This is a genomic window from Microvirga tunisiensis (genome assembly GCF_009296175.1).
Taxonomy (GTDB): Bacteria; Pseudomonadota; Alphaproteobacteria; order Rhizobiales; family Beijerinckiaceae; genus Microvirga; species Microvirga tunisiensis.
In genome coordinates this window covers 1-5423 of sequence record NZ_VOSK01000376.1, presented here as the reverse complement: position 1 = coordinate 5423, position 5423 = coordinate 1, and the positions used below count along the sequence as shown (strand labels likewise).

Sequence of the window (5423 nt, the reverse complement as noted above, 5' to 3'; positions counted from 1 at the left end):
GAACAAGAGCATCCGGGAGTGGACCGAGCTGCTGGCCGGCGACGAGGTGCTGGCCACGGCCATCCTCGACCGCCTGCTGCACCGAGCGCATGTTCTCAACATCAAGGGGCGCAGCTATCGCCTGCGGGATCTGGAGGAGGCTCTCCAGCGGGCTCACGCTTGAGCCGTCGTAAAACTGGATGTCGCCTTATCTCGTAAATCTCGGTGTCGCTTGACAGCGCGCGGCTCCGTGCGGCTTGCATCTGCCGATCCAACCGTGTTGCCGCAGGTGGATCCGCAGTTCTTCGGCCATCCGGACGATCTTCGCCTGGCCATTGCCGGGTTGCGTTATGCGCGAGAGATTCTCGCGACAAGTCCCGTTAGGGAAATGGTCACGCAGGAGCTGTTTCCAGGCGAGAAGGCCGCTTCGGACGAGGACCTAGCCGATCATTGTCGCAAAACGGTGAAGACCAACTACCATCCGGTCGGCACCTGCCGCATGGGGCGCGACACCGATCCTCTTGCCGTGGTCGCGCCGGATCTGGCAGTCCGTGGTATTGCAGGGTTGAGGATCGTCGACGCCTCCATCATGCCGACCATCCCCAGCGGCAACACGAATGCACCGGTGCTGGCAATTGCCGAAAAGGCCGTTGACATCATCACAGGTCATGCCCGCATGTTCCATGAAGGGGCAACTGCTCCATCGAACCAAGTTTCTTCCGAGCCCGATCAGGTCCATCCCTCATGAACCAAAGCTTGAATCTCGCCAATCTCGTGAACCTGTCGTCCAGTGTCGCCAAGCCGCGCTATGCCCGGGATGAGCTTAAGGCGGGCATCCTGCACATCGGCGTGGGCAACTTCCACCGCGCCCATCAGGCCGTGTATCTGGACGATCTCTTCAATGCCGGAAAAGATCTCGACTGGGCTCTGATGGGCGCGGGCATCCGCGCCGGCGACCGGGCGATGCGGCAGGCGCTGGAGCCTCAGGACTGGCTGACCACGGTGGTGGAGCTCGAGCCCGGTGCCAATATCGCCCGGGTGACCGGCGCCATGATAGGCTTCGTGCCCGTCAATGAGGACGGACGTGCCATCGTCGATGCTCTCGATGATACCGCGCTGCGCATCGTGTCCCTGACCGTCACGGAAGGCGGCTATTGCATCGATCCAGCCACGGGATCGTTCAATCCGGAACATCCTGACATCGCTTATGATGCCGCTCACATGGATGCGCCCAGGGGCGTGTTCGGGGTTCTCCTGGCGGCGTTGAAGCGCCGTCGCGATGAAGGTCGAGCACCTTTCACCGTGATGTCGTGCGACAACATTCCCCACAATGGTCAAGTGGCGAGGGATGCTGTGGCAGGTCTCGCCGATCTCGTGGATCCTTCGCTGGCGGCTTACGTGCGAGAGCAGGTGGCCTTTCCCAACAGCATGGTCGACCGCATCACACCCGCGACGTCTGACCGGGAGCGTACGATTCTGATGGAGCGCTTCGGCATCCAGGACAACTGGCCGGTTTTCTGCGAACCGTTCCGCCAGTGGGTTCTGGAGGACAACTTCCCGACGGGCCGTCCGGCCCTGGAGGACGGCGGCGTCACGTTCACGCCGCATGTGGCGGCCTTTGAGCTGATGAAGCTTAGAATTTTAAACGGCGGGCATGCCACCATCGCCTATCCGGCAGGGCTCCTGGGAATTCACTTCGTGCACGACGCCATGGCAGATCCGCTGGTGCGGGGTTTCCTGGACAAGCTGGAGGCCGAAGAGATCATTCCTTGCGTGCCGCCTGTGCCTGGTGTCGATCTTCAGGCCTATTACCAGCTGATCGCCCGCCGTTTTGCCAATCCGGATGTGGGGGATACGATCCCGCGTCTGGCCCAGGACGGTTCCAATCGGCAACCCAAGTTCATCCTGCCCTCAACGCGGGATCGTCTGAGCGCCGGAGCCGACGTAACGGGACTCGCCCTCGAATCGGCTTTGTGGTGCCGGTATTGTGCAGGAACCACCGATGCCGGTGAGCCTTTCAATCTTGATGATCCCAATGCCAGCCGCCTGACACCCGCAGCCTTGGCCGCAAAGGCGGATCCGGCATCCTTTCTCGATCTGCGCGACATCTTCGGCGATGTCGCGGATGCTCCGCAGTTTCGGTCTCGGTTCGAGACGGCTTTGAAGAGCCTGTGGCGCGATGGAACCCGCGCCACTTTGCAGTGCTACTTGAATGGAAGTTCTTGAGCTCGCTCAGGCGGGCATGTCGATCTGCACCTTCACGGATGCCGGCGGCATTGCCTTGGCTAGGTCGAAGGCTTCGACACTCTCCTCGAAAGAGAAGCGGTCAGTGATCAGCGGCTTTACGTCGATTTTGCCCGACGCGATCATCGCCACTGCCCGCGGGTATACATGGGCGTAACGGAAGATGCTCTCAACCCTGGCCTCTTTAACCTGTGCCTTGCTGACGTCGAAGGCAAACGGTTCGAGAGGTATGCCGACAAGAGCAATCTTTCCGCCGGGACAGATAAGATCGAAGATCTCCACCATGGCAGGCGGATAGCCCGAGCATTCGAAAACGACATCGGCGCCCCAATCGTCGCTCTCACGTTTGACAACGCCCAGAAGATCTTGGTTCCTGACATTGACCGGAATTACGGGACCAAGCGTACGCGCCATTGCGAGTTTCGGCTCGTGGATGTCGCTCACGATGACTCGCGAGCAGCCGGCGGCTAAAGCTGCCAGAATCGTCACCATGCCGATCGGGCCCGCACCGATGACGACGGCGAGATCGCCGGGCTGCACCTGCACCTTGGTGGCGGCATGCACCCCCACAGCCAGAGGCTCGACCATGGCGCCTTCGGCATACGAGACATGATCCGGAAGCTTGAAGGTGAAATCCGCCGGATGGACGACAGTCGGTCGCAACACGCCATGCACCGGCGGTGTCGCCCAGAACCGTACGGCCGGATCGAGATTGTACTTTCCCAGTCGGGTTGCGCGGCTTGCCGGATCGGGAATGCCAGGCTCCATGCAGACGCGGTCTCCGGGCTTCAATTCCGTCACGGCCGAACCGACCTCGACGATCTGGCCGGCCGCCTCATGTCCGAGGATCATAGGCTCCTTGACCACGAACGGACCGATGGCTCCATGAGTGTAGTAGTGTACGTCACTACCGCAGATACCGACCGTTCGAAGAGCGACCCGGACATCCCGAGGTCCCAATGTTTCCTCGATCGGGATATCACGCAAGCTGAGTTCGTCCTTGCGCTCCAGCACCAGCGCCTTCATGACCCACTCTCCTTTTCGAGAGTTCCCAGTCTGCACTATCAGGGCAAAAGTGCATAGCACTTCCGAGCGCTTGCCCGGCTCTCCTATGTCGACTGAAGAACTCGAAGGAGTGAGGAATGCCAGTCAAGGAAGTTCGGATTTCCCATCTGTTGACGAATGTGCAACCGGCGTCTCGCTTTGATCAGGCGAGCATAGGCTCGAAGCTTGCAGGAGCCCGTAGCCGTAAGTCTTGTCGCGGCCCGGCGCGCCGAGATCGAGGGTGCTGCTCTCGAGCGTCGCCTGAAGATCTGTCGCATTCAACGTGCCGCTGGACGCGCTAAGGATCGCTGCCGCGGCCGATATGAACGGCACGGCGTAGGATGTGCCGCTCTTGACGGAGGAGCCGCCACCAGCGGACGCGACCCACAGGTCCACTCCGGGAGCGGCCAAGTCGATATACTCACCCTGCGTCGCCCGGGAGTAGATGGCGAGCTTCTTGTCCACGGCGGTAACGGCGATCACTCCGGGATAGGCGGCGGGATAGGACGGCTCTGCACCAGCGCCGTTATTGCCCGCCGCCGCAACAATGACCATGCCTTTCGCTTGGGCGGAGGCAATCGCTCGCTTCAAGACTTCATTGGGCGAACCGGACAGGCTCATGTTGACGACACGCACGTTGCGTTCTGCCAGCGTCTCCAACGCCCTGACGAGCGTAATCACGTCGGTCCGATCCGTGGTCCCGCCATCGCGATAGAAAGCATCCACGGCCAGAAGACGCGCGCCGGGAACGAGACCGGGAGTGCTGCTGCCGCTCCGGCCGACGAGGATCGCCGCTATAGCTGTGCCGTGATCCTGCTGAGACGGGCTGCCGCGAAGCTCGAGACCTGACAGGACTTCGATCGCCTGTCCTTTCAGGGCTTCATGCTCGCGATTGATGCCTGTGTCGATCAGGCCGATGGTCGGAGCGGGGCCGCATTGTTCGGAGGCCGATCCGCTCCAGCCGATCAGCGAAATTGCCTCGCAGCTTGGCCCAGAGCAGGCCGAGCCTTCATCCGTGTAGTAGTAGTGGTCGAAATCGGCCGCCGCGCCCGCATCGACCATACGCACCCTGCGCTGGGCCTCGTCGAGAGATAATCCGCGTGGCGGAACGAGCCGAACCACGCTCGCAAGAGTCCCCTTCGTCTGCATCTCCGTCCGGAAGCCTTGTGCGCTCAACCGAGCCAAGCTGGTTGATGTCAGGCCAACCGCAACAATCGAATGCTCGGCGCGAACAGGTTTGGGGAGAGGTCGGTTCGCCGTTGCTGCTGAGGGAGCAGGATGAGAGGGCGGCATTGGCTCTGTTGCATGCGCCTTTGTTCCTGTCCTTCGCGTACCTCTGCTGTCGATGGCAGCCTCTGCTTTGCCTTTCTGGCCCGCGCGAGGGGATGCAGATTGGTTCGGTTCGGAAATGGGTGACCTGGACTTTTCTTTCGCGGTACTCTTGCGAGTCTTGGCTTTTTCAACGGCTCTCACGGGTGTCGCCGCGCGGGGGCGAAAGCTATCGGAGATCGCTCCGAAAAGGGCCGTCAGTCCGCCAGCTATAGGGGATGCCGACTGACCGATACCGGGACCATTGCCTGCTTTCGGGCCCGACGCCTTGCCCTTGTCCGAGGCTTTGCCCTTGTCTGAGGCCTTTCCTTGACCAGCTCCATTGCCCCCGCGGGACGAGGCTCCTTGGCTTGACGATTGCCCGGGGCTTGAAGTGCCTCTCTGACTCGATGCGCTTCCCCGGCTGCCAGAATTGCTTTGTCCCGCATTCGCGTTGCTGCCGTTTCCGTTGCCCGCTCCACCTGCGTTGCCGTTCCCCTTGCCGTTTCCATTGTTCCCGGCACTACCTGCTGCTCCGCTGTTTCCCGCGGCACCATTGCCGCCGGAATTGCCTTTATTCCCAGAGTTCCCGCTATTCCCGGAGTTCCCGTTATTCCCGCCGTTGCCATTGCCGCCCGAATTGCCGTTTCCGTTGCCTCCGTCGTTTCCGTTCCCGCCGCCATTGTTGCCTTCCTTGGCGGCAGCCGGCGCGCCCTCCAGGGCTAGCCGTTCTTATGCATGGGAAGGTTGATGAAGGCTGGCGAGTGTAGCTTAAGCACTTGAAGCAGCGTAGGATTTGGTTGCTGAGACTAATCCCTGCCACCAATTGCCCTGTGCCACACTCGCCA

At 61.3% G+C, this 5423-nt stretch carries 5 protein-coding genes and 1 pseudogene; 4 read left to right on the top strand and 2 right to left on the bottom strand.

The features are described 5' to 3' along the window. From FS320_RS37085 to FS320_RS37075, 3 genes and pseudogenes are all read left to right on the top strand, one after another. Nucleotides 1–142 (top strand): annotated as a pseudogene (locus FS320_RS37085) (ATP-binding protein); the annotation flags it as partial. An 87-nt stretch (nucleotides 143–229) separates the two neighbouring features. Next, nucleotides 230–727 carry a GMC oxidoreductase gene (locus tag FS320_RS37080; RefSeq protein WP_338105636.1) on the top strand — a complete coding sequence of 166 codons (498 nt, stop codon included), beginning with the start codon at nucleotides 230–232 and terminating at the stop codon, nucleotides 725–727. After that, entirely contained in the window at nucleotides 724–2205 is a 1482-nt protein-coding gene (locus FS320_RS37075) for a mannitol dehydrogenase family protein (protein WP_152717315.1), read from the top strand. Before FS320_RS37080 ends, FS320_RS37075 begins: the two co-directional genes overlap by 4 nt. Before the next feature lie 6 nt (nucleotides 2206–2211). On the opposite strand, the gene FS320_RS37070 is transcribed toward FS320_RS37075, so the two are convergent. Together FS320_RS37070 and FS320_RS37065 are read right to left on the bottom strand one after the other, a co-directional pair. Next, entirely contained in the window at nucleotides 2212–3249 is a 1038-nt protein-coding gene (locus tag FS320_RS37070) for an NAD(P)-dependent alcohol dehydrogenase (RefSeq protein ID WP_152717314.1), read from the bottom strand. Between the two features lie 123 nt (nucleotides 3250–3372). After that, nucleotides 3373–4416: a S8 family serine peptidase gene (locus FS320_RS37065; protein ID WP_162003483.1), complete on the bottom strand. Its 1044-nt coding sequence runs from the start codon at nucleotides 4414–4416 to the stop codon at nucleotides 3373–3375. A gap of 597 nt (nucleotides 4417–5013) precedes the next feature. Here FS320_RS37065 and FS320_RS37060 point away from each other — a divergent pair. After that, nucleotides 5014–5301 carry a hypothetical protein gene (locus FS320_RS37060; protein WP_152717312.1) on the top strand — a complete coding sequence of 96 codons (288 nt, stop codon included), beginning with the start codon at nucleotides 5014–5016 and terminating at the stop codon, nucleotides 5299–5301. The last annotated feature ends 122 nt before the right edge of the window (nucleotides 5302–5423 follow it).

What these genes read in the sequence shown, in the direction of transcription:
- FS320_RS37065 (WP_162003483.1), bottom strand. Translation starts at nt 4,416, where the DNA reads ATGCAGACGAAGGGGACTCTTGCGAGCGTGGTTCGGCTCGTTCCGCCA.
- FS320_RS37075 (WP_152717315.1), top strand. Translation starts at nt 724, where the DNA reads ATGAACCAAAGCTTGAATCTCGCCAATCTCGTGAACCTGTCGTCCAGT.
- FS320_RS37070 (WP_152717314.1), bottom strand. Translation starts at nt 3,249, where the DNA reads ATGAAGGCGCTGGTGCTGGAGCGCAAGGACGAACTCAGCTTGCGTGAT.